This window comes from Thioalkalivibrio sp. ALE19 (assembly GCF_000428605.1).
Lineage (GTDB): Bacteria > Pseudomonadota > Gammaproteobacteria > Ectothiorhodospirales > Ectothiorhodospiraceae > Thioalkalivibrio.
In genome coordinates, this window is sequence record NZ_AUAG01000020.1 from 58015 (window position 1) to 81368 (window position 23354).

A 23354-nucleotide genomic window follows, 5' to 3' on the forward strand; every position below is an offset into this window, starting at 1 on the left:
TTGATGATGTGGGATGAACGCTATTCAACGGAGGAATTCGCCTACGGCACCGAGCCGAACGACTTCCTGCGCGAGGCCGTGGCCACCCTGCCGCCCGGAGATGCGCTGTGCCTGGGCGAGGGCGAGGGACGTAACGCGGTGTTTCTGGCCGAACAGGGCTTCGACGTGACCGCGGTCGACAGTTCCCTGGTGGGCCTGCGCAAGGCCGAACGGCTGGCGGCCGAGCGCGGGGTGAGTATCCGGACCGAGGTCGCCGATCTGGCTGACTACCGCATTGATCCGGAAAGCTGGGATGTGATCGTGTCGATCTTCTGTCACGTGCCACCGGAGATCCGTCGCCGCGTGCATGCCGATGTCGTGCAGGGGCTGCGCCCCGGCGGTACTTTCATCCTCGAGGCGTACACGCCGGCTCAGCTGGCGCACGGCACCGGTGGCCCGCCGGTGGAAGAATTGATGATGGACCTGAACGCGCTCAGCGAGGAACTCGATGGCCTCGAGTTCGATTACGCCCACGAGCTGGAGCGCGAGGTGATCGAAGGGGTTTACCACACCGGTCGCGGCGCGGTGGTGCAGGTCGTCGGCCGGCGTCCGTCCTGAGCGGGCTGCCCCGCGGGTATTACAGCAGCCTCTCCACCGGGAACAGGATGGTGAGATCCGAAAGGATCTGACGCATGTGGCCGGCCTTGGGATCGCGCCGCCACGTGCGGCCCTGGTCGTCGCTCCAGATCAGGTTGTCCTCGGCGTCCAGCTCGACCCGGTAGGCGAACTCGGGCTGGATAATCCGCTCGTGCAGGTCCACCACCTGGCCGACCAGCGCCGGTTCGCGCAGGAACACCCCGGATTCGGTATTGCTGTAGGCCGAACGTGGATCAAGATTGTAGGAGCCCACGAACGCTTCGTGGCCGTCCATCACGAACGCCTTGGTGTGCAGGCTGGTCTGCGAAGAGCCCAGGCCCCAGCGCCTGGCCCGTTCCTCGCCGTTGGGCAGGGCGGTGGGGCGCAGCTCGTGCAGCTCCACGCCGCCCTGCAGCAGGGTGGGGCGGCGGCGTGAATATCCGCTGTGGGTGAACACCACATCATTGGAGGCCAGCGAATTGGTCAGCACGCTGACCCGAACGCCACGCTCCGCCATCTCGATCAGTTCCCGGGTGCCTCGCCGCTGCGGCACGAAATAGGGCGTGATGATACGCAGCTCGTCGCGCACTTCGGAAAAGCGGGCCCGCAGCGCCGGGGTGACCCCGCCATCCCGCTCGGGATCGAAACCCGCGGTGTCCAGCGCCTTGGCGGGCGGGTCCACCACGAAGTCCGCCGCCGCGGTCCAGACATAGGCCTCGTCATCGTCGATATGTCCGCGGGGCAGGCGCCCGGCCGGGGCCTTCTGCAGCAGCGGGTGGTCGTTCTGTGTCGACAGCCATTCCTGCAGGGCCTCGCGATGTTTCCGCAGCCGGGGCGGATCCGGGAGGCGCGAGACCACGCGCTCGATGCCGATCGCACCCTGGCTGTTCCAGAAATCGTGGAACGAGGCCTCCACCTCGGCGGCCATCGGCCCGACGATCGCCACGTCCAGATCCGCGAAATTGTATTCCGGGCTGGCCTCGAAGTACTCGTCGCCGATGTTGCGCCCGCCGATGATCGCCAGGTGGCCGTCGACCACCCAGGCCTTGTTGTGCATGCGCCGGTTGAGCTGAACACCCCGGGTCAGGAATTCCAGTCCCTTGCCGAGCATCCCGTGACGGGTGCGGAAGGGATTGAACAGGCGGATGTCGATGTTGGGGTGCTGATCGACGGCGGCGAGGATGTCGTCGCGGCCGCGGGCATCGATGTCGTCCAGCAGTACCGAGACATTGACCCCGCGGTCGGCCGCGCGCAGCAGCTCGCCGAGAAGGGCCCGGCCGGCGGCATCGTTGCGCCAGATGTAGTACTGAATGCTCAGCCGATCTTCGGCCTTGCGCGCGCTGAAGGCCCGCCACTGAAAGGCCTCGACGCCGTCATCCAGCAGACGGAATCCGGATTCCCCCGGGGATGCGTCCACCCGGGGCGTGATCCATTCGGCGAGGGGGCCTTCTTCGGCCGGTGCGGCGGGCGGATTCGCGGGGCGGTCATCGCGTGGTTCCAGCGACGCACAGCCGGAGGCCAGCAACAGCACCGCAAGCCCCGTTACCAACGCCCTGAGCCTGGACTCCATGTCTGACCGCCCCGATCTCCGGCAGCCCGACCCGATGTACGGGTTCCGGGCGAAAAAAAAGCGAGCCGGACCAGGTCGGGCTCGCCTTTCACAAAACTGGTAGGCGCGAGTGGACTCGAACCACCGACCCCCACCATGTCAAGGTGGTGCTCTAACCAACTGAGCTACGCGCCTGTCGTGTCCGAGACGCGTATTCTACAGCGTCTTTAGGGTGTGTCAAAGGGATCTGCAAGATGTTGTCTCTGCAGGGTTTTTCGGGTAGACGCAAAGCTCTCGCGGAGTCCGTCAGTCGATGTCGGGGACGGCAGAAGTGAAGAAAGCGCGCTCAGCGCGAAGCCTCTCGAACGGCTTTGGCCCATCTGTAGCCCACATGTAGCCCATTTTGTGGCCCACGCCCTTCGACAGGTCCTGGAAACGGCTCGCCAAAGTGAGCACCACCCGGAACGGGCCCAAGAGCCGCTCTTCGGAGCACCTCACGATTCACCCTCGCCACTCGCATCGCTGTCCGGGACGTATTCGGCGAGGTCCCCAACCTGGCAGTCGAAATAGGCGCAGAGAGCGTCAAGACTGTCCGTGGTCGCGTTGTAACCCCGCTGATTCGCCATCTTGGAGAGACTTGTCCGGTTCACGCCAGTTGCTTTGGAGATCTCCTCCAGCGTGATGCGCCGGCCCTCCTGAAACGCCTTGTCCGCTATTCGTTCCTTCAGACGAAATCGGATCATTGTTCGTGCCTCTTGGCTAACAAACGTTCTTGACAGGAACGTTCGTGTTCTGTAGTATTCGTTACGTATGGTTAACATACGTCAACAAAAGGAGACTTCTGTGAATCAGAACACGTATCTTACGCCAGAGCAGGCTGCAGCGCGACTGCAGTTCAATACCCGGTATTTCCGGAACGTGATCATGAAAGAGCATCTGGTCGAAGGCGTGCACTTCGTCCGTGCCTTTGACCGCCGCAAGTACCTCATTATCTGGGAGAAGGTCGAAGAAACGCTGCTGGAGAACCAGCCCGTGACCCAGACCGAGCAGGGCCTCGGAATCCCGATGGCCCGGGGAGGTGTGTGCCATGCCTAGTGTTCGCGTACACCACAACGGCAAGCTGTTCTTCGATTTTCGGTATCGGGGCCAGCGGTGCCGGGAGTATTCCCAACTGCAGGATACGCCGAAGAACCGGCGCGCCATGGAACGGGCGCTCAAGAAGATTGAGGCGGAAATCGAGCTGGGAGTCTTCGATTACGCCAAGACCTTCCCGAACAGCCGCAATGCGCAGCGCTTCGCGCAGCCGGACGCGGTCGTTTCGCAGGAGAGCGGTCCCGAGGCATCTGCGGATCAGCCCACGATGCGGGAGTTCAGTGACACCTGGTTCGCGGAAAACGCTCCGCTGTGGAAGCCTTCGTACCAGACGAAGGTGACCGACATCCTGTCGAAGCACGTGGTCCCGCAGTTCGGGGACCGGAAGGTCGGCGACATCCAGAAATCCGAAATTCTCCAGTATCGCGCACAACTCGCCAAAGTGAACCGCGATACCGGGAAGGGGCTGTCAGCCTCTCGGATCAACCAGATTCTGAACGTAACGAAGCAGATTCTGGAGGAAGCCGCCGACCGCTTTGACTTTAACACGCCGTTTCAGGGCATCAAGCCCATGCGGATCGGGCGTTCGCAGGTGGATCCGTTCTCGCTGGAGGAGGTCCAGCGGTTTCTGGATGCCGCGCCGCCGGAGTGGCGCGGGTATTTCCTGGTCCGCTTCTTCACCGGCATGCGGACCTCGGAGATCGACGGGCTGAAGTGGGACTGCGTCGATTTCGACCGTCGGGAGATCCTGGTTCAGTCGGCCCGGGTGCAGGGCGAGGAGACCACGACCAAGACCGACGGTTCGACGCGGACGATCCAGATGTCCGACGTGGTGTACCGGGCGCTCATGGAGGAACGCGAGGCCATGCGTCAGCGCCCGGAGACCCACCGCAGCCGCTACGTGTTCTCCACCCGGTACGGGTATCCGATTGCGTACCGCAACGTGAACAACCGGGTCTGGTACCCGACGCTGAAGAAGGCGGGACTCAAGCGCCGCAACCCCTACCAGACGCGCCACACGGCCGCGACCCTGTGGCTGGCGGCCGGCGAGAGCCCGGAATGGATTGCCCGGCAGATGGGGCATTCCAACACCAAGATGCTGTTCACGGTGTATTCGCGTTATGTGCCCAACCTGACGCGCCAGGACGGGTCCGCCATCGACCAGCTCCTGCGCATGCGCCTGCAGGGCGGGACGGTCGACAGCAGCAGGGAGGTGGAACATGAAGGCTGAAACCGTGGAAGACCTCAAGATGTTCGTGGAGCTCGACGACATCGCCTGCCACGAACCGGTGGACCTTTCGGCACGAGTGGAGATCTTCGAAAAAGGGACGGCACCGAGTGGTGAGTGGTATCTGAAGCTGCGCCTGTATGACTCTTCCGGATGGGTCGGGGCGTTTGCCCGGTGCGGTGACTGGGCCGGCCACGGCCTGGTCGATGGCCAGCTCCGGGACCTCTCGCTGCACACGGCGGATACGCCCAAAGGGCAACGGGTGCTGGTCGCGCACCCGGATTATGGTCAACCGCCGTGCGAACGGGATGCGCTGGATCTACTTCCGGCGCACCGGGCGCCGCATCCGGAGGACCTGGGCCGCCTGATCGATCTGGTCGAAGGCCTGGAGACTGAAGGCTATCGCGCGTTCGTTCGGGACGTCTTTGCCGACCCCGACTTCGCCATCAGCTTCGTGACCGGCACGGCCTCGGGCCGCTGTCATCATGCGGAGCAGGGCGGTCTGCTGAATCACAGCCTGGAAGTGGCCGAAGCGGTCTCCGTGGCCACCGAGCGGATGAGCGTGGCGACCTGCATGCGGGAAGCCGGGATCCTGCTGGCGCTCTTTCACGATGTGGGGAAGTGCGCTGTCCCGGATGCGCACCGTATTCCGGAAAAGCGCCACGAGCGGCTGATCGAATATCACCTGCAGGAACCCATGGCCGCACTTCGGCAGCGGGATCGGGATGCGCATGACGCGCTCTGGCTCACGATCGCCGCCTATCGCAGCGGCGAGACCTATGGCGCCCCGATGGCGGCCCTGGTGCAGGGGCTCGACCAGTGCAGCGCTCAGGCGGATGTTGCGCAGCGGGCACTTCGGGCGGGCCGTAAGGGCTACTGGCATCGGTTCTGCGGCGGGCGCGCGGTGTGGATGCCCCCGAGGGATCCGGAACGCCCGGCCGGCTGGCTGGGGAGTACTTAAGGGGATGGAGGGAAAAGGCGGGGCAGGCCCCCGCCTTTTCTTTTGGAACACCGAAAATTCTGGAAACGCGGCTTCGCGTGAGCATCCCGGCGGAGGGCGATGCGAGGGCGATTCCTACGGCTCGCCCGGCTCTCGTGGCATGCTGGTTCCATGTGCGGACGAATGACGCGTTACAGCGCGACCAGCGAGCTGGCCATGCGCTATTTCCAGGTACCGGTCGATGCGGGGTTCGACGCACCGCGGTACAACGTCGCGCCGGGGACGGAGCTGGAAGGGTTCCGTGCGGGCGACGATGGACGGGCCGCCTTCCAGGCGATGTTCTGGGGCTTTCGTCCGCAACGGGTTGAGGAGGGCCCGCGGCCCATCAACGCGCGGGCCGAGAAGGTGGCCACCAGCCCGTCTTTCCGCTCGGCGTTCGCGCATCGCCGCTGCATCGTGCTGGCCGATGGCTGGTACGAGTGGCGGCGGACGGAGCAGGGGAAGCAGCCGTACTACATCACTCTGGTCGAAGACGCGCCGCAGGACGTGCTGATGATGGCGGGGATCTGGGAACCCACCGCCGACGGCGGCGCCTGCTGCGCCATCATCACCGAACCCGCATCCGACCGTCTGGCGCACATCCACGACCGCAAGCCCCTGGTGCTGGATGCGGCCTGCCGCTGGGACTGGCTGGACCCGGCACTCACCGCAAGGGAAGCGATCCGGGCGCGGACGCAGCGCCTGGACCCGGAAGCGCTTCGGTATCACCCGGTGTCCACTCGGGTGAATCGGCCGGCCGAAGATGACCCGACGCTGATCGAAGCGATCGCCTGACAGCCGTCGCCTTTCTTATCCGCTCCCTGTCTCCGCGAGCGGATCGTTGGCCGCATGCTGTGCAATGGGTTTTTCAGCTTGGCGTCAAAAACTGTCGCTTGATGGGTGGATCATCGAATCGCACTCGCACAGGAGACAGTCGTGGTCGCAGTCGCCCCCATTACTCCCAACCCGTTGGACGACCTTACGCAGCAGGAACGGCTCGTCCGTTTGTGGTGTTTGCGCATCCTGCACGACCTTCAGCTCCATACACGCCTGCGCTGGTCCGAGGTCACGCCTTCCCTGATGACCGCCTGCGGGCTTGAGGGTGAAGGGTTGGAGTACGGTCCGGATGCACAGGGAGAGGGAATCGCCGAGACGGAACGCAGAATTCAGGACCTCCTGAATCAGGGTGTTCAGTCTGCCTTCCCCGAGCCGCTGGGTAGCAACCTCGATCAGTTGGGCGAGCGTCTGGAACTCGGCCGGGTTGAGACCCGGGTGCTCGGTTTCCTCGCCTTGATGCACCTCCACGCGGATCTCTACGAGTCGCTCGATGCGTATCTGGATCGGCGCTCGGGCCGCGGCTTCTACATCGTGGGGCAGTTGCTCGGCGCGACCACTCAGCATGTTCGCTGCGCACTGGACGAAACTGGCCGGCTCTTTGAAACCGGCCTGCTGTCACGCTTCGGCCCGGGTCTGGGCCGATCGAATGAACTGGCCTTTGAACTCCGCGGGCGGATGGCCCAGGACCTGGCTACGGAGGAGAAGGCGCCGGAGGAGCTCCTCCGCTGGTTCTATACCCGTTCGCCCGCTCCGGTGATCTCGTTGGAAGACATCCCGCATCTGGAAGACGAGTTCGGCCGTCTGGTCCGAATCATTCGGGAAAGCCGGGACAGTGACCGGGAAGCGGTGAATATCCTGCTCCATGGGGGTCCCGGTACGGGCAAAACCGAGTTCGTGCGGCTGCTTGCGCACGAGTTGGGGGCCACGCTCGTCGAGGTGGCCCACTGCGAGCCGAATGGTGAGCCGATCGCCCCTTTGCAGCGCCTCCGGCGGTGGTCAATGGCGCAGAATTTCTATGGGCAGAACGGCAACACCTTGCTGCTCTTCGACGACATGGATGATGTCTTCACGAGTGCCGCGGACCAGGGACTGCCGGCGTGGTCTCGCAGCGGGGTCAAGGCGGGAAAGGCGTGGATCAATGCCCGCCTGGAAGGGGGCGAATTACCCAGCATCTGGATCGCCAACCGGACTCTACAGATGGATCCCGCCTACTTGCGGCGATTCACGTACGTCAGGGAATTTCGATCCCCGGGCCCAGATGCCCGGCGCCGGATAGTTCGCCGCTGCTTTGAGGCAATCCCCGTGTCACCGGCCTTCGAAGAGGCCCTGGCGGAACACCGGCCTGTCACTCCGGCCATGATGAGGCAGGTGGCCACCCTGGGCGGCCTGGTGGCGTCGGGCAGCGACGCCACGGATCAGGAACCCTTTCTTCGGGAGCAGCTCGACCAGCACCTCACTGTCCAGGGCTTCCCTCCCTTGCCGAAATCCGTCCCATCGACCCTGCCATGGCGGCGCGACGTTCTCGAGGCCACCGTCGATCTGGAAGCGTTGTTCGCGGGGCTTCAACGGAGTCAGCGCGGCCGTCTGCTACTCCATGGTCCGCCGGGCACCGGAAAGACCGAGATGGTTCGGGCGCTGGCGATGGAGCTGGGTGTGCCCCTCATCCTGAAGCGCGCCTCCGACCTGCTGGGCTCGTTTCTCGGGCAAACCGAGAGCCACATTGCCGCGATGTTCGAAGAAGCGGCCGAATCCAGCGCCGTCCTTTTCCTCGACGAGGCAGACAGCTTTCTCGGCCCCCGTGCGGGCGCCAACCATCGGTGGGAAGTGACGCAGACCAACGAGCTCCTGACCCGCATGGACGAGTTCCGGGGTGTTTTCGTGTGCGCCACGAATGCGTTCGAGCGTCTGGATTCCGCCGTCATGAGGCGTTTTGACGAGAAAATCGAGCTTCAATACCCCGATTCCGCACGTCGCTGGGAGCTGTTCCTGCAACTCCTGGACGCGCTTCACCTGGAGGCACCAGACTCTGCGCAGGCCGACTACCTCCGGAAACGGATCGAACATCTGGACAATCTGGCCCCGGGCGATTTCGCATTGCTGCTTCGGCGCGCCCACAACCTCGGCCATCGGTTCGAACCACAGACGATCATCGAGGCTCTGGAACGCGAGAGCGCTTCGAAAGAGGACGCCACGCGCAGGCGGTCTGGCTTTCTCTGACTTCTTTTCGCAGTCCGTGTGCGGAATTGGGCATTGGTATCGATTGGCGACCTAATGTTGAATATGAAGTAACTTCACGGCCCAGAGGAAAAATGACATGCGAGCGATCACTGGATTTTGGAGAGAGTTTCGTACGGCGTTCGAGAGTGCGCTCGAAGGGATGACGGACGAAGAGTTTCGTGAGGCCTGGAAGGGATGTGCTGCCAGAACGAAGCGATATGAAGAACACGTGCTTCCGGAAGTGGCGAACACGATGGGGCTTAAGTTTCAGAAAGAGGACTTTAAGGTCGACTTCACGCTGTGTGAAGTGGACTCGTCGGGTAATGCAGTGCCCATCGTATTCATTGAGTCCGAAAACAACGCTCGCTCTGCAGACCATGAGGTGCGAAAACTTGCGTGCCTCCACGCCCCTCTAAAAGTGCTGGTGGTGTGTGCTGAATGGTCGAACGATCAGGGCGACTGGTCACATAAGGGTGATCGTGATGACTTATCTTCCATGTGGGCAAAGCAAATCAATGCACACAACGCCGTGTGGCCGTCTACGTCAGTCACGGGGGTGATCGTCGCGGAATGGAATCGCACCATGCGCTATTACTCACTTGCATTCGGGCCCAGGGGGGAGATTGTTGATCCCCACGAATGCTTCTTTGATCGCGAAATCAGCGAATAGAGAGTGCCTCTTGGCCAATGAGGGTGTACGAAGATTTCGCGTGCCCGAGGTGGAAAAGCAAACGATCCAATGGAGATGACGCGCACCACGCCCTCGGTGTCACATTAAGCAAAAGGAGTCATGGATGAACGAACTAAACATTGTCGGTATCGGTGGGGCCGGCCTGTCGATCGCCCGGGAGGTCCACGCTCAGGTGGGTGGTCAGTTGATCGGCATCAATACCGACCGCAAGTCGCTTGAGGGGCTGGCTGCCGAGCAGCGCGTGGTTCTGGGTCCTGAGACATGTGGGGGAATGGACGCCACATCGCCGGCGCGCGGGCGCAAGGCAGCGGAAGAGTCGATCGAAGAGGTCAGGGCTCGCCTGCCCCAGCACGGCAGGGTGGTCCTCGTCGCAGGGCTGGGGGGCGGCGTCGGCACCGGCGTCATGCCCGTAATCGCCCGCGAGGCGATCCAGCGGGAGCTGGATGTCCTCGTAGCGGTGACGTTGCCGTTCGGGATCGAGGCGGACAGGCGCGATGTGGCACTGTCCGGTCGGAAAGAGCTGGACGCCACCGGCGCTGCCGTCATCACGCGTGACCATGCGGAACACACCACAGGCTCGATGGGACTGGAGGAGGCGCTCGCGAAGAGCGTGCAAGACCTCGCTCAACGGGTGCAACTCTGGATCAAAGGAGAGACCGATGTCCAATGACCTGTTCATGACCGATGACCTTGTCGAGGCCGTTAGCCAGGCCCGCGAGAAGGCCAACCGGCATGGCGAGCGATTCAATATATTCACCATCCTCGGGGTGCAGAGAAACGAAGAGCAGACACATTCCAGGTTCCTCCATGAGCTGTTGAGGCAGAACGGCCGGCACGGCGACGGTAACGCCTTTGTGCGTCTGTTCCTGGAGGACATCGTGGGCATCCGGGCGCCAGAGGGCGGACGCTATCGCGTGAGCCGTGAACTGGCCACGGAAGAAAAGCGGCGGATCGATATCGTGATCGAGTCACCGGAGGCGATAGTTGGCATTGAGATCAAGATTGATGCGGCTGATCAGGATAAACAGTTGCATGCCTACGATGAGGAGCTTCATCGACGTGCAGGAGGACAGAAGCAGGTGGTTTTGGTGTATTTGACTCTGGACGGGGTCGTGCCATCGACCAGCAGCCTGCATACCTTGAGCCAGGATGACGTGTCCTGCTTTTCGTTCGCGGACGACGTCTCGCTCTGGCTGGATCGCTGCATCGAGAGATCCCAGCATAAGCCGACACTGGCGCATGCAATCCAGCAGTATCAACAGCTTATTCGTAACCTGACAGGGAAGGGAAATACGATGAACGATTTGGTGGCCGACGAGCTGAACAATGATGTGGAGAAATTCAGAGCGGCCCTTGAGGTGGAGAAGACTCTCCCGAAGGCCAAGGCCTCGGTGCAGAAAATGTTCTGGAAGGATCTTGGGTCGGCGCTCGAGTCCCGTTTTGGATGGACCCCGAGTGTCTATGGAGGAAAGAATGCCGCAGCCATCTCTTCGGGCTACTATTCGAAGAACAGGAACAATAAGCATATCGGTATAAAGATGCCGATATTTAAGGTGGCGAACGAAACGGTCTGCATTTATGTCAATCTTTACCATGCGGTTCATTATGGGCTTAGGGTGGAAGACGACAAGGACTCCGTCGTTGCATCCCCTGATTTGAGGGGGCGGGTAAGGCAGGAGGTTGGTACCGGTAATGCCGTAGCGGACGGCGATGCCGATTGGCTCGTTTGCTACTACTACAACCCAGACGAAGGCGATGATGAAAAGATGATCAATTTTTACGCCTTTAATGGCTCAGCGGCTGATTTGCTAGATGAAGAAATGCGCCACAAGCGGATTGCCGATATGGTGTCCCACCTGGCAGAGCTGGCGGACACGGCTGAAGCAGTGTGTTAGTTAAAGAGGTTGTATAGTGTTGAGGCGCCAAAACGCTCGCAAAAGTAGCTTAACAAATCGTTCGATAAAGCAAACTTGGGTAGAAAACCATAGTTGTTCAGGAAGGGAGGGGTTTGATGATTCTCACGAAAGATAACTTTTATGAAACGTTGGATTCGTTCCGTGTGCTTCCCGATCGGGTCACTTCAGTTGACGAGGAGGAATTCAGGCGTGTCTATGGGAGTGATGCTGCTGGTGTCGAGAAAGGCATCGTTTACGTTCTGCGCACGGAAAAATCGATTCCTCGGTTAAAAGGAAAGAGTGACGTTGTCTACATAGGGCAAACGAAAGGAACCTTCAGGCAAAGATACTTGCGCTGGGCGAAGCTTCACGCGACTTCGAAAGCGAACCATTTGAAGTTTTCCCAGATTGTGGAACAATATGGGCCAATTAGGATTGCCGTTTCTCCTTTCGGTTCATTCGGTGACTCCCTCTTGCAGGCAGAAGGGCAGCTGCTTTGGTGGTACTTTCAAAATCACTGCGAATATCCCCCGGTTAATTACACAAAGACGAAAGTGCGTAACGATTCCGTATCTGTTGATAGTATAGGAGCATAACGATCGCATGAATGCCGACCGTTTGAGCTACGCTCGCTCAGCGCGTCGCTTCCCGTGGTTGGTTACGGGGGAGCAGGCTGCGAATAGGCGGTAGTCTCTGAGGCCGAATCGGTGTGCACGCTGCTTTCTTGTAGGTCTGGGGTAATGTGGTGCCGGCGGCTCGCCTGGTCTTATGGCGATCGACTCAGTCGTACCTTGAATTTACAATCTAACTGGAACGCCTGAAGCCCGAGGTCCCGCAAACTCACCCGATTTCACCCGGGTGAGCTGGCCGGCCGAAGACGACTCTACGTTGGTTTCGGCGATCGCCAAAGGGTTCGTCCGGGTCTTATACGTTCTGCGTATTGACCAAGGGGTCGCCGCCCAAGTATTCGCGCAGGGCTTCGTACTGGTAAAGCGTCGCAAGCATTTGCACGAACTCGCTTTCCCGGAGCAGGACCACGCGCGAGCCGTCCGCGATGCGGACGAACTCCGGGTGCAGTGTGAGTCCGTCGACCGGCTCCTGCGTATCGGACGTCGTGTTCTTCGGGGGCATATGCGGTGCCTCAATCTGCGGGGGGCCTGCGGTTTATCCGGACCGGCCGAGGTTTCGTCCGTTTCCAGACGGTTGCGGCCATGGGCCTTCGCCCTGGAAAGGGCAGCGTCGGCACGGCGCAGGGCCTCCTCGAACCCCTCACCATGGTCCAAAGAAGCCGTCCCCGCCGAAACGGTCAGGGTTGGGGCGATGGGGGTGTCGGCGACAGTAATGGACCGGGCTTGCTCCACGACTCTTCTCCCCAGACTGGCCGCGCCGGAAAGGTCAGTGTCCGGCAGCAGGATCACGAATTCTTCGCCTCCAATCCGCCCCAGACAGTCGTTGGTGCGCAGCAGCTCGGCGCAGGCCTGCGTGAAGCGCCGCAGTGCTTCATCCCCCCGCGCATGTCCGAAGCGGGTGTTGATGCTCTTGAAGTGGTCGATGTCCAGGATGAGAAGCGACAGCGGGTGTCCGTAGCGGCGGGCGCGCTCGACTTCGGAATGGGCCCGTTCGAACAGAGCTCGGCGGTTGGCGATCCCGGTCAGCGGATCGGTCTCTGCCGCCTGGCGCCAGTACTGCTCGAGCTGTTTGCGCGGCGTGATGTTGACCGCGACCCACAGGACCACGGGCTTGGGGTGATCGTAACCGGGCAGGGGTAGGACGCGGCCTTCAAAACACTGTTCGATTCCATCCTGCGTGGCTTCACGAGCCGAGGGCGTGCGAACGGCCACATCATTGACGCGGAGCTGGTACTCCAGGGTCTGCATGTCGCCGGTCCGCAGGGCTGTTCGGATCGCCTCGAGACATGCTTCGGCGACGGTCGGGGGCAGCGCTTTGGTGACGCTGTGCCCCTCCAGTCCCTTGCCGCTCACGTACATGGCTTCGTTCGCCTCGCCGATGACCCGAACGTACAGCCCGTCCTCGTCGATCACGAACGAGATGTCGGGCAAGGCCTTGAGCAGGGTGAGAAGCTGATCCCGCTCGGTCCTCAGGCGCTGGATCAAACGATCCGGGTTCGGTCGCGAGAGGTCGTCCATGTGTTCTCTCCATATCCACGGGCCGTCAGGCCCGGTCTTTTCGAGGGGGTGTGGGCTCAGGCGAAGCCCGCCGCGCGGCGTCCGGCCCCGGGCTTGATGCGCTGCTCCGCCGCCAGGGCCTCGGCCAGGGCCTCCTGGGTCAGGTCGCCGGTACCCTGCCGGCGGGTATGCGCTCGCACGACCGTCGCGAAATCGCCGGGAGTGAGCTGCTCGAGCCTTTGGACGGTTGCGCGGGCGGATTCCGTGGCGCAGCCATCGCTGGCATCGACCGGCTGCAGCCGTTCCACCAGTCGCTCGAACAGCCGTACCCGCTGCGCCATGGTCAGCGGACGGAGTTCCAGTTTGTGGTCGAACCGTCGCAGGGCGGCCGGATCCAGCGCTTCCAGGAAATTCGTGGCGCACACCAGGATCCCGCTGAATGCCTCGATCTGGACCAGCAGTTCGTTGGTGCGGGTCGTCTCCCAGGAGTGGCGGGCGCTGGAACGGTCGGTCAGGAAACTGTCGGCTTCGTCCAGCAGCAACACCGCGCCTTCCCGTCGCGCTTCGCGAAAGGCCCGTGCGAGGTTCTTCTCGGTCTGGCCCACGTAGGGGGAGATCAACTCGGAAGCGGTCCGCTTGCGCAGGGGGCGGTCCGCCCGTTGTGCCAGGTGATGGGCCAGCGCGGTCTTGCCGGTCCCCGGAGGACCGTGGGCCAGCAGGGAGCCGGAGCCCGCGAGGACCAGATCCTCCAGGACCGAATCGACGTCCCCCTCCGTGTTGAGGTTCTCGAGACCGTATTCCAGCTCGGCGTACGCCCGGGGCATCGCAAGCGGAGGCCGGCCCTGTAGTTCGGCCTGCTCGGACAGATGGTCGGAGATGACGGATTCCGCCGATTCGCCATGGGCGGCCTGATTCAGCAGGCGTGCGACCCGCGCGGAGCGCTGGATCTCGGCCGGGGTAAGGCCCTCGATGCCGGCCATGTGGTCCAGCCATTCGTCACTGACCTCCAGCCCCTCGCAGGCGCGCGCCATCAGGGCGCGGCGGACCGAGCGCGGGGGATGACCGACCTCCAGGGTGAAATCGAAGCGCCGCAGATAGGCCGGATCCAGTTGCTCCGGGTGGTTCGTGATCCAGATCGCCGGGACCGGGTTATCCTCAAGCATCTGGTTGGTCCAGGCCTTCCCGCCGGTTCGGGGTCCCCGCCGGGTGTTGCCGAACAGGGCGGCCAGCGGATCCTGCCCGAAAACGTCTTCGATCTCGTCGAAGGCGACAAGGGAGCGGGGAGCCCGCCTCAGGAGATACTGGCAGAGCTGATAGGCCCGCTGCCGGTGCGGCGCGTCCATCGGTGTGCCATCGGGGGTCTCGTGATTGACCTCGCGGCCTTCCAGCCCGAGCTCCTGTGCGAGGCGCCGCACGAGCTGCGTCTTTCCGGTGCCGGGTGGCCCGTAGAGCAGGATATTGACCCCCGGAATGTTCTGCGAAGCGGCCTGGCCGAGCAGGGCCCGCAGCCGTGCCAGCGGCTGCTCCAGGTGGGCCAGGGCCATCTGATCCCCCTCCGGCTCGGGCATCGGGCGGAAAAACGCGCTGAAGACCGGCTCGGCCGACTCCATCCGCCCGACCAGTTCCGACGCCAGATCGCCGAGCAGGTCGAAACCGAGCTGGTTCGACATCAGCATGCCGCGGCCCTCGGTCTCGACGAGGCCGGAACGCACCAGCGTGTTCCGAGGCGACAGGGCTTCCCGGACCTCACGCAGTGAACGGCCCAGGGCGACCGCCACGATTTCCTCCGCGGTCAGGTCCACCGCGTCGCGCACGCTGGACAGCAACGAGGCGAAAGGATGATGTGAGGCATTCAGTGCCAGGATCTGCAGGACCTCGCGTTCGCATTCCGAAAGGCCCAGGGGCTCCCCGAAAAGGCGGACGTTACGGGCGATTGGGTGATCCCGCTGCAATGGGCCTGCCTGCTGTTCGACCGCGTCGGCCCGCTCGATGACCGCCTCCACCCGTTCCGTGTCGTCCCAGATGTCTCCGTCGTGGTCCACGCCCAGCGCCTGAAGCATGTCGTCATCCAGCGAACGCAGGAGCGTCCCGGTCAGGTCCATGGGCAGGGCATGGCGCAGGACACGCAGAGCCCAGAGGGCCCGGATGCCTCCAAGGTTGCCGGGCAGCTCCCCCCGGCGGGCGGAACGGAAGGACTTGCGTGAGCGGCGGCGTTTGCTGACGGGCATGGCCTGGACTCCTCGACGAATGGAGCTCCAGCCTTGCACAGGCAGGCGACGGTTTTTGACGTGTAATCGTTACGCGGCTCACCGGGTGATCGGGCGCAGCGCCCGTACTTCCGCCAAGCCTTGCCCATGTTCCGGGCATAACGGACGATGGTTACTCCGCAACACGAGGAGGGCGCCAGTGCCAGGAGCGGCGGTATGACGGGGGTACGCCCGAACACGATGCGATCTGCACTGCTGATTCTGGCGGCTGCAGGCGTGCTCGGGGTGAGCGTTCAGCTCCTCCCGATCCTGCCATGCTGGCTGGCGATCCTGCCGATGGCCGTGGTGGCCGGCGTGATCGGGCACGGGCTGTTCGAGTTCCGAAAGACGCGCCGGCGGGCCTGGGCGCGACAGTATCTGCGAGAGGATGGAGCCCTCGCCCGGTGGGTTCGGCCCGGGTTGCTGATGCGCCTGGTCAGTGCCGGGGTTGGATTTTTCCTCGCGATTCTGTTGCTGGTCCAGCTTCATCGCTGGGCGAGCCCTCAATGGGTCCTTCTTGCGCTCAATATCCCGGTGTTCCTGTTTCTGGCCGTACGGGCCCGACGATGGCTGGAGCCGGAGGTTCTTCCCCAATGGCTCGAGCCACTCTCGAGGGTGCTGGCTGTGCGTCTGAACGTCGCGATCCTGACGCCTTTCCTCGTGATTCTGGATCTCATTTCCGAGCAGACGTACTACCGCAGCGAGCCCTACGAACGCGTTCTGGAAACGGTGGCGGCTTCGCCCGGTTGGAACTGTCATCTACTGGACCCCGTCCTGCTGGCCATGGTCTACGTTACGGAACTGAGCTACTGGGCCATGCAGAACCTGGTGGGGAGCGTCGAGACAGGAGGGGCATGGGTGCTGGTGGCCTGGATCCTGCTCTTCCTGGCCAGCCTGGGTGCGGCCTGGGCGTGGTCGCGGCTGTTGATGGGACTGTGTTACTTCGCAGAAGGAAGGTAGAGGATGGATGAGCGGGAATGGGAAGAAGGCGGCGAGACGGGGGAGCATGACTCCGCTGGGGCCGAAACCGAGTCGGAATCCCCCGAGGAACCGACGGCGCCGACGGAGGACGATGCTCGAAGCCGGAGAATCAGTCTTGTCCTGGGGGCCTTCTTCGCGGTGATCGCCGTTGGTTTTCTCGCCCTTGTGGTGCCAGGTATCGACGAGGCCCTGGAATCGAAGACCCTGACGGTGGTGGTCGGTGGGGCGGCCTGGGAAATCGAAGGCGAAGACGCGCTCGATCGGGTGCGCGTGGAAGCCGGCGCGAGCCTCGAATCCGAGCAGGCCCGGATTCGACGGGTCCTGAAGCATGAGTACCACACCGGCGTGGACTGGGCCTTCGAGGCCGCGATCGATCAGGTTCCGGTGTTCGTTGATGAATACCACTCGTTCGGCGGCTGGGCTACACGAATGTCACTGCCTTTCTTTGGTGATCTCGACGAGTATCTGGATGAACAGGCGCAGACCTTGTTGGAGGAAGAATCCCGGATCCAGGAACACCTGGATCGGGCGGACCGTCACCTCCGGGAACAGGTGCTGCCCGCAGAAATCGCGAAATCGGGAGCACGCCTCACGGATCACCTTGCGGACGTACTGGATCGGGAACCGTCGGCCACCCGCGTCGATGAACAGGTCGAAGCAGACGTTGAGTTGTCGGGACTGTCGGCGCAGCTTGAGCAGTGGGTCAGTGAGGACCTCGAACGGCTTTCGCACAGTGGTGCTTGGGTATCGGGGAAAACCCTCGTAGCCACGTCCGCGGCGGGTGCCATGCCCCTGAGCCAGCGCGTGCTGCGGCGTTCATCGACGGTACAGGCTTTGCGTGCCGGCGGCATCAAGGCGGCTGCACGTGGGATGAGAGCCCCGGCTGCACGCATTGCCGCGCAAACGGGCGCGGCGACCCTTGCCACTGTCAAAACCGGGCCGATGGCGGGTGTAGTGGGGGGTACGGTCTTCGTGCTCGCGACCGGCGCCGAGGGTGTCCAGGTATACCGGCAGGAGCAGGTGAGGGCCGCGGAACTCACGCAGGAACTGGAATGGGCGTTGCTCGCGGAACGGGAGGTCGTGAAATGCCGGGCGAACGAGTCATTGGATGGATATCTGGATGCCGTTCTCGATGCATGGGGCGAGCAGGTGGGGGAGCATTCGCGGGTCTCCACGGACACCGCTTCATTCCGAATCTTTGGTGGTTCGTGAAGGAGTTCGCGGGCTGCGGGCCGGCGAATCAGGGCTGAACCTGCGTTGGTTCCTAATCGAGCATCAAATCCATTGCGGGTGTATCTCGAGAACGGCGGCGCCAATCGGGATCCCCACGAGGTCGGCAGGCAACATCCCGATGACGGGGAGTTCGGAATGTCGCAGTCGGCGATCCAGGCGACCTAAATTGACGCCTGAATGGGTTAGGGAGACGCTGATTTAATCCGCCGCTGCTCCCGCCCGGCGAGCGGGTTTGGGATAATGGCAGCAGGTTTTCTGCCCGAGGTGATGGTCGATGTCGCAGCGCAGTTTTTCCGATCTCGAGTACTCCGCCAAGCGCAAGCAGACGCGGCGCGACCGGTTTCTGGGGGAGATCGATGCGATCACGCCCTGGGCGGCGCTGGTGGAGGCGATCGAGCCGCACTACCCGAAGGGGAAGCGCGGCCGCCCGCCGATCGGTCTGGAGCGGATGCTGCGGATGTACGTGGCGCAGCAGTGCTTCAACCTGTCGGATGAAGGGATCGAGGACGCGGTGTACGACAGCCAGGCGATCCGGCGCTTTGTCGGGATTGACCTGAGCCGCGAAGACGCCCCGGATGCCACCACTCTGCTGCAGTTCCGTCGGTTGCTGGAGCGCCACGACCTGACCCGGGTGATCTTCGAGCGGATCAACGCCCATCTGCAGGAACGGGGCCTGCTGCTGCGTGAGGGAACGGTCGTGGATGCCACGCTGATCGCCGCCCCGCCATCGACGAAGAACGAGAACAAGGCGCGTGACCCGGAGATGCACCAAACGAAGAAGGGCAATCAGTGGCACTTCGGGATGAAGGCGCATGTCGGCGCGGACGTGGTCACGGGCCTGGTTCACACCGTGAAGGGGACGGCGGCGAACGTCTCGGACGTGTCGCAGGTGCCGGACCTGCTCCATGGCGAGGAAGACAGCCTGCATGGCGACGCCGGCTACATCGGTGCGGGGAAGCGGCTGGACGCGCATCGTCCCGAAACCCACATCGCGCGCAAGCGCGGCAGCGTACGCGCGATGCCGGAAGGCCCGGCGCGCGAGCGGGTGCGCGCCGCCGAACGGCAGAAAGCGCAGTTGCGTTCGATCGTCGAGCATCCGTTCCATGTGGTGAAGAACCTCTTCGGTTACCGCAAGGTCCGCTACCGCGGCCTCAATAAGAACACCGCGCAGCTCCACAGTCTGTTCGCCCTGGCGAACCTGTACCGCGCGCGACGATGGGGACTCCTGCCGCAGGGGTAGTGTGTCCGCAGGACCGGAAATCACCCCTGTAACCGCCAAAAACGGCGGTTACAGGGGGTACAGCAGGCCGCCATGGCCCAGTTGTCCTTCCAAAAACGCGTTGGAGGGACATGGAGGCGGATGCGGGGACATTGATCAGTGTTTCCTTAGGCTGTGCTTGACTGCATTTATCAGGGGTGCGTGATGGTGGATATAAAGAAGAGTTTCTACGACGTTACAAAAAGCTTGTGTAACGAACCGAATCGTAATGCTCGTCGGCTTATGGGGGCTGCCTGTGAGGATTGGTTGAAACGTGAAATTTGCTCGATCTTAAATTTTGATTCAGGCGAAGGCGTTCAACCGGATCGAGGCGAGTTTGTGTATGACGAAGATGAGAAGAGGGATATATCTATATACAGAGATACCGATAAAGGTGTGAAGTTGCTGCACCATGTTGAATTGAAAGTGGTGTATCCAGGATATTCGCGAACAACCCAAGCAGAGTGGGTCAATTCCCTGCAAGAACAGTTGGAGAGAGCGCGGGGTGAAGGAGAGTCGGGAGGCGCGCGAAGGCACGGTTGGGTATTCGGCGTGTGGACTGGCTATTACAAAAACGTAGATCAAAATAGGTTTTTTTCGGAGACCTCGAAGTGCCTGCGAGAGGTTTTTAGTGAACAGGAATATACAACCCAGCATTCTTTTAGTATGGAGGGGGTCTTGGATGAATGGCTCCCTTGGCGCGGGGGGCGGGTGCAGGTCGTGATGAAGGGGACCTGTTTTAGCCAGCGAACCGGATAAGCGACTGTTGTACTCAAATATGTGCCCGGGTCGAGTGGGTATATAGGCTTGTCGAGTGGTATGAGGCTGGTGAGCCCGCACCTTGCCTCGTTGTCGGGCATGTCGCGCGGCCATTGGATAGTTCCACATAAAACGTCTGCCATCACCTCTATCCTGTTCTGCCGGTAAAGGTCGCAGTGAATAAATCAGCGTCTCCTAGGGGCAGCGCGTAGATGTTGGCGATGGGGGCGAAGTCCTTTGAGGGACGATCAGTGTCCCTCCACCAGAGGATCGCCTCCGAGGTGTTCACGCAACGCCTCGTACTGATGCAGCGCCGCAAGCATCTGCACAAACTCGCTTTCGTGCGGCAGGACCACGCGCGAGCCGTCCTGGATGCGAACGAACTCGGGGTGCAGAACCAATTCTTTGAAGGCGATTTCGCTGGACATGGAGGCACTCGCTTCTGGGGTCATTCGGACGGGTGTGCATGTTCGGCCCGTGCGTTGCAGGCCATGTTCCCGCGGCCGGGCGACAGAAACGGACGTGCGCATGGGCCATCCTGAAGCGGAAATCCATTCGCCGGGGTTGCCATGGACGTTCTCAAAGCCTTTTTTGCCTTCCTGCTCGTTGCGCTGACGGGGTGTGCCGTGCCGTCGTCATCCGATCGGGATTACCCTTCACCCGGGCAGCCGCTAATCCGGGATGCTGACGGCCGCATCACCGGCTACATCGACGAGCAGCCGCCGGGGCCCACCTACATCCGCGGTGCGGACGGCCGGATCCGCGGCACAGTGGAGGAGGGCCCGGGTTCCGCGCCGACGCGGGTTCGCGATACGGACGGAAGCATTCGGTATGAAATCGATCAGCCCCGCTAATCGCTGGTCATGCCCCCGCTGCGCAGTACTGGCGTCGCGTCTTTGCGCCGGTGATGACCGGCTGGCAGGCTCCACCGTGAGCGGGACAACCGACGGGCAGGGGATGAACGGGAAATGACCCAGAGCAATGGAATGCGTGCGACGCTGCAGCGGCGGATGCTGCTGCTGGGCATGGTGCCAAGGCAGCCACGCCGGGTCAGTGCGCCGGAACTGGTCGAACGCCTGCAGGCGCGGGGGCTAGATACGACCCTGCGAACCATCGAACGGGACCTGGAATCGCTTTCGGCATTTCTGCCGCTTGGGCGCGACGAGCGGGACCGTCCGTACGGATGGTATTGGCTGTCCGATGCCCCGCTGCAGGACATGCCCGCGCTCGACCCCGAGACGGCGCTCACCCTGCAGATCCTGGATTCTCACGCATCACGCCTGCTGCCGCCGTCCGCCCGGGAACGGCTGGTACCGCAGGTTGCGCGGGCGCGGGAGGTACTGGACGCCACGGGGCAGTCGTCCGGCCTGAGTCTGTGGCCCGAGCGGGTGCGCATCCTCCCCAGCGGTCCGCCACTGGATCCGCCGGCCATCCCGGAAGGTGTGTTCGCGACCGTGCAACAGGGCCTGCTGGAACGCCGCTGCCTCGATATCACCTACCGCTCTCGCTCGAAGGAGAGGGTGCGTGACCACCGCATCCATCCCCTGGCGCTGGTGTTCCGCGAGCCCGTCACCTACCTCCTGGCTACCATCGAACCGCACCAGGACGTGCTGCATCTCGCGGCGCACCGGATCGAGGCCGCGGCCCTGACTGAACTCCCGGCGCGCGATCCGGACGGGGGCTTCGATCTCGACCAACTCATCCAGGAGGGCGCATTCGATTACCCCGCGGGTGAAACCATTCGCATCGAACTCCGGGTGAGCGCGGCGCTGGCGTACCACCTGCACGAGGCCCGCCTGTCCGACGACCAGACCATCGAGCCCGAAGGCGACGGCGAGCGCTCCCGGGTGACCGCCACCGTCCGCGACACCGCGCACCTGAAGTGGTGGCTGCTGGGCCTGGGCGCGGGGGTGGAAGTGCTGGGACCGGTTCATCTGCGCGAGGCGATCACGAAGGAGCTGAACGATGCAGTGGGCCAATATCGCGGTACGCGCTCCTGAGCTCATCCCTTGGGTCCACCGAACCGACCCCCTGATCGTCCGGGCGACGAGTATTGTCGCCCGGACGATTCACCATGCGATGCATCACGACCTCGGAAAAGGACTTTTATGAAGCAAAAAACGAAACGGCATCTGCTCACCATCGGGCTGCTATCGCCGATGCTTGTTCTGGCCCTGGGTAGTTACGACGAGGAGGGCGCCTCACGTGAGGTTGCGGAGATGGAGGTCGAACATCGTGTTTCGGCGCAGCAGCTTTTTTCGGAGTATGACGCCAATGAGGTGAGGGCAGGTCAGACCTACGAGGATACCGTCGTGGCCGTGACAGGCACCGTCAACAATATTGGCCGGGATATCGCGGACACCCCCTACATCACGTTCGAGACGGAGAATCCGATCGTGGGCATCCAGTGCATGCTGGCGGAGTCGGATGCGGGTTTGGCGGCCAGTGTGGATTCCGGCGATCGAATTACCCTCAAGGGGCGGGTCAGTGGAAAACTTGGCAATGTGGTCATCCGCGGCTGTCAGGCGGAGTGACGAGCCGGGGTACGCGGTACTCGTCCTGCTGGGGCTGGTGCCGCTGCTTCCGGGCGCCCTGATCTATATCGGGTTCCGGCCGGAGACGCTGATCTTCGTGTCTTGGCTGGAATCGGCCGGGCTGGGCGAGCTTTACCGGTTCCTCCGGGCGTTGCTCGGTCCGGCGGCGGGTCTCATGCCGGACTGGGCCATCTACAACCTGCCGAACGGGCTGTGGGCGTTTGCCGTGTTCGCGGTGATTGCAGTCATCTGGCCGCTCCGCAGCCTGGCGGGTTGCTTCTACCTCTCGATCGGCATTCTGCTGACCTGGGGCCTCGAAGTGCTGCAGCGGCTCGGCCTGATGCCCGGAACGTTCGATCCCGGCGATCTGGCAATGATGGCGTTGCTCGGGGGCGCCGGTCTCCTCACGGGCGTCGTGCTGAGAACGCGTCGGGGTGGCGGATAAGATAGCTTCCGGCGAGGACCGGGGTGACTCGAAGTTACTGGCCAGGATTCAATAGTATTAAAAGGAGGAGTTTTGATAGAAGAAGTGGTGGTGGGGGTGTTTTATATTGGCGCAGCGATTGCGGTCGTCACAATTGTGAGAGGGTTTGATGGTACCTTGGCAAAAGTGCTCCTTCACGGGGTTGCGGTCTCTTTGGGCATTTACGTTTACAGCGCCCTCGAAGATGTTACATTTTCAATATTAGCCTACGCTGGTGTAGAAGTATTGTTTACATTTTTATGGCAATTTTCGAATATTTTTATATACCCAGATGAAAGGCCAGAAGAGGTGGAAGATGATTACTGGAGATTGTGAGTGCACCAAAGGTCATCCAACGACCGCAAAGCGGTCTCCCGGACCTGGACTACGATCGCTTCCTGTTCCGCGGTGAGCGTCGTGTGCATCGTCTTCGGACGATGGGTCCGGTCTTCCACCTCGGTGCGCCGGCGGCGCCACTTGCGCACCGTCATGCGACTGATGCCGTAGCGCCGGGCCAGTTCCGGATCGCTGACGCTGGCCGGCGCCTCCTGCAGCTCCTGCCGGATCCGGGGTGTGTGGTGTGGGCGTTGGAATGGATCGTACTCGCCATGCGGTCAGCCTCCCGTTCGCTCATCGGGCACAATACTCATC

The 23354-nt window shown here is 62.5% G+C and carries 25 protein-coding genes, 1 tRNA gene and 1 pseudogene; 19 read left to right on the top strand and 8 right to left on the bottom strand.

All coding sequences use genetic code 11. The features are described 5' to 3' along the window. The first annotated feature begins 6 nt into the window (after positions 1–6). Positions 7–597: a cyclopropane-fatty-acyl-phospholipid synthase family protein gene (locus tag F787_RS0109055; protein ID WP_028491956.1), complete on the top strand. Its 591-nt coding sequence runs from the start codon at positions 7–9 to the stop codon at positions 595–597. A 19-nt stretch (positions 598–616) separates the two neighbouring features. Here the strand turns inward: F787_RS0109055 and F787_RS0109060 are convergent, their stop codons facing one another. From F787_RS0109060 to F787_RS0109075, 3 genes are all read right to left on the bottom strand, one after another. Then, on the bottom strand, positions 617–2146 hold the full coding sequence (locus F787_RS0109060) for a phospholipase D family protein (protein ID WP_081694114.1): 1530 nt from the start codon (positions 2144–2146) through the stop codon (positions 617–619). Positions 2147–2282: 136 nt separating this feature from the next. Further along, a tRNA-Val gene (locus F787_RS0109065) sits at positions 2283–2359 on the bottom strand. Positions 2360–2658: 299 nt separating this feature from the next. Next, positions 2659–2907, bottom strand: a complete 249-nt coding sequence (locus tag F787_RS0109075) for a helix-turn-helix transcriptional regulator (protein ID WP_018936623.1) — start codon at positions 2905–2907, stop codon at positions 2659–2661. Between the two features lie 100 nt (positions 2908–3007). Here F787_RS0109075 and F787_RS0109080 point away from each other — a divergent pair, with 100 nt between their 5' ends. From F787_RS0109080 to F787_RS16785, 9 genes are all read left to right on the top strand, one after another. Then, entirely contained in the window at positions 3008–3259 is a 252-nt protein-coding gene (locus F787_RS0109080) for a hypothetical protein (protein ID WP_019570762.1), read from the top strand. Then, positions 3252–4487 (top strand): site-specific integrase, encoded by a 1236-nt coding sequence (locus F787_RS0109085; RefSeq protein ID WP_051246094.1) that lies wholly within the window; start codon positions 3252–3254, stop codon positions 4485–4487. The genes F787_RS0109080 and F787_RS0109085 overlap by 8 nt, the downstream gene beginning before the upstream one ends. Continuing rightward, the gene (locus F787_RS0109090) at positions 4477–5445 is read left to right on the top strand and encodes an HD domain-containing protein (RefSeq protein WP_028491959.1); all 969 of its coding nucleotides are present in this window, start codon (positions 4477–4479) and stop codon (positions 5443–5445) included. Before F787_RS0109085 ends, F787_RS0109090 begins: the two co-directional genes overlap by 11 nt. 162 nt (positions 5446–5607) lie before the next feature. Next, entirely contained in the window at positions 5608–6258 is a 651-nt protein-coding gene (locus tag F787_RS0109095; RefSeq protein ID WP_028491960.1) for an SOS response-associated peptidase, read from the top strand. A gap of 141 nt (positions 6259–6399) precedes the next feature. Continuing rightward, the gene (locus F787_RS0109100) at positions 6400–8517 is read left to right on the top strand and encodes an AAA family ATPase (protein WP_028491961.1); all 2118 of its coding nucleotides are present in this window, start codon (positions 6400–6402) and stop codon (positions 8515–8517) included. A gap of 97 nt (positions 8518–8614) precedes the next feature. After that, positions 8615–9187, top strand: a complete 573-nt coding sequence (locus F787_RS0109105) for a hypothetical protein (protein WP_028491962.1) — start codon at positions 8615–8617, stop codon at positions 9185–9187. A 124-nt stretch (positions 9188–9311) separates the two neighbouring features. After that, positions 9312–9878, top strand: coding sequence for a hypothetical protein (locus F787_RS15645; protein ID WP_028491963.1), 567 nt, complete (start codon positions 9312–9314; stop codon positions 9876–9878). After that, positions 9868–11103, top strand: coding sequence for a PD-(D/E)XK nuclease family protein (locus F787_RS15650; RefSeq protein WP_051246096.1), 1236 nt, complete (start codon positions 9868–9870; stop codon positions 11101–11103). Before F787_RS15645 ends, F787_RS15650 begins: the two co-directional genes overlap by 11 nt. A gap of 116 nt (positions 11104–11219) precedes the next feature. Then, positions 11220–11699, top strand: a complete 480-nt coding sequence (locus F787_RS16785; protein ID WP_155989602.1) for a hypothetical protein — start codon at positions 11220–11222, stop codon at positions 11697–11699. 328 nt (positions 11700–12027) lie between these two features. Here F787_RS16785 and F787_RS17170 read toward each other — a convergent pair whose 3' ends face one another. From F787_RS17170 to F787_RS0109125, 3 genes and pseudogenes are all read right to left on the bottom strand, one after another. Then, a complete protein-coding gene (locus tag F787_RS17170) occupies positions 12028–12234 on the bottom strand; it encodes a hypothetical protein (RefSeq protein ID WP_081694115.1) in 207 nt (68 codons plus the stop codon). Positions 12235–12281: 47 nt separating this feature from the next. Then, positions 12282–13250: pseudogene (locus F787_RS15655) on the bottom strand (diguanylate cyclase); the annotation flags it as partial. A 56-nt stretch (positions 13251–13306) separates the two neighbouring features. After that, positions 13307–15457: an ATP-binding protein gene (locus tag F787_RS0109125; protein ID WP_028491964.1), complete on the bottom strand. Its 2151-nt coding sequence runs from the start codon at positions 15455–15457 to the stop codon at positions 13307–13309. Positions 15458–15721: 264 nt separating this feature from the next. On the opposite strand from F787_RS0109125, the gene F787_RS0109130 reads away from it, so the two are divergent. From F787_RS0109130 to F787_RS16790, 4 genes are all read left to right on the top strand, one after another. Further along, entirely contained in the window at positions 15722–16435 is a 714-nt protein-coding gene (locus F787_RS0109130; protein WP_231373422.1) for a hypothetical protein, read from the top strand. A gap of 3 nt (positions 16436–16438) precedes the next feature. Further along, positions 16439–17668, top strand: a complete 1230-nt coding sequence (locus F787_RS0109135; protein WP_028491966.1) for a hypothetical protein — start codon at positions 16439–16441, stop codon at positions 17666–17668. A 295-nt stretch (positions 17669–17963) separates the two neighbouring features. Next, a complete protein-coding gene (locus F787_RS0109145; protein ID WP_028491967.1) occupies positions 17964–18929 on the top strand; it encodes an IS5 family transposase in 966 nt (321 codons plus the stop codon). A gap of 183 nt (positions 18930–19112) precedes the next feature. Beyond that, on the top strand, positions 19113–19706 hold the full coding sequence (locus F787_RS16790) for a hypothetical protein (protein ID WP_155989603.1): 594 nt from the start codon (positions 19113–19115) through the stop codon (positions 19704–19706). 248 nt (positions 19707–19954) lie between these two features. Here the strand turns inward: F787_RS16790 and F787_RS0109155 are convergent, their stop codons facing one another. Beyond that, positions 19955–20134, bottom strand: coding sequence for a hypothetical protein (locus F787_RS0109155; protein ID WP_028491968.1), 180 nt, complete (start codon positions 20132–20134; stop codon positions 19955–19957). A gap of 141 nt (positions 20135–20275) precedes the next feature. Between F787_RS0109155 and F787_RS0109160 the strand changes: the two genes are divergently transcribed. From F787_RS0109160 to F787_RS16795, 5 genes are all read left to right on the top strand, one after another. Next, complete coding sequence (locus tag F787_RS0109160; RefSeq protein WP_028491969.1) at positions 20276–20560, top strand: hypothetical protein; 285 nt, start codon at positions 20276–20278, stop codon at positions 20558–20560. A gap of 114 nt (positions 20561–20674) precedes the next feature. Continuing rightward, entirely contained in the window at positions 20675–21706 is a 1032-nt protein-coding gene (locus F787_RS0109165; protein WP_028491970.1) for a YafY family protein, read from the top strand. 108 nt (positions 21707–21814) lie between these two features. Then, positions 21815–22240 carry a hypothetical protein gene (locus F787_RS0109170; RefSeq protein ID WP_028491971.1) on the top strand — a complete coding sequence of 142 codons (426 nt, stop codon included), beginning with the start codon at positions 21815–21817 and terminating at the stop codon, positions 22238–22240. Next, a complete protein-coding gene (locus F787_RS0109175) occupies positions 22194–22685 on the top strand; it encodes a hypothetical protein (RefSeq protein ID WP_231373423.1) in 492 nt (163 codons plus the stop codon). Before F787_RS0109170 ends, F787_RS0109175 begins: the two co-directional genes overlap by 47 nt. 72 nt (positions 22686–22757) lie before the next feature. Beyond that, entirely contained in the window at positions 22758–23039 is a 282-nt protein-coding gene (locus F787_RS16795; RefSeq protein ID WP_155989604.1) for a hypothetical protein, read from the top strand. Here the strand turns inward: F787_RS16795 and F787_RS16465 are convergent. Further along, positions 23024–23269, bottom strand: coding sequence for a helix-turn-helix domain-containing protein (locus tag F787_RS16465; protein ID WP_369774275.1), 246 nt, complete (start codon positions 23267–23269; stop codon positions 23024–23026). The genes F787_RS16795 and F787_RS16465 overlap by 16 nt on opposite strands. Positions 23270–23354 lie beyond the last annotated feature (85 nt).